We start from the raw sequence: 566 nt of genomic DNA, 5'->3' as shown, positions 1-566 counted from the left end.
TATTGCTGTCGCGCTATGCGGGGCAGGATGACATCTGTATCGGTACGCCGGTGGCAAACCGCAACGAGGCGGCGACGGAGCCGCTGATCGGTTTCTTTGTCAATACGCTGGTACTGCGTACGCGGATCGATCCGCATGCGCGGTTCGACACGCTGCTGGCCCAGGTGCGCAATGGGCTGCTGGACGATTTCGCGCACCAGGATTTGCCGTTCGAGAAACTGGTCGACCTGCTCAATCCGGTGCGCCAGACGGGTAGTTCGCCGCTGTTCCAGGTAATGCTGTCGTTGCAGAATACGCCGGCGCAGGGTATCGACCTGCCGGGCATCACGCTGCAGGGCCTGGAAGGCGAGCATGTTACCGCCAAGTTTGACCTGACGCTCAACCTCGTGGAGGCGGGCGGCGAGCTGGCCGCCGCGTGGGAATATGATACGGCGCTGTTTGCGCCGGCGACGGTAGCACGCATGGCGCGTCACCTGACAAGCCTGATTAGCCGTATCGTGCGCCGGCCGGACGAGCGCATCGGTGAACTGTCGATGCTGGACGTGGAGGAGCGTACCAATCTGCTG

Annotated in this window: 1 protein-coding gene; it reads left to right on the top strand. The window is 62.7% G+C overall.

The features are described from left to right. Positions 1-566 (top strand): condensation domain-containing protein (locus AC07VL_RS28065; protein WP_494808762.1); only part of this gene is annotated, 566 nt, incomplete at both ends.

Source organism: Janthinobacterium sp. GW821-FHT03C08 (assembly GCF_059420905.1).
The sequence above is the reverse complement of the archived record's forward strand: the minus strand, read 5'-3'. Positions and strand labels throughout refer to the sequence as shown.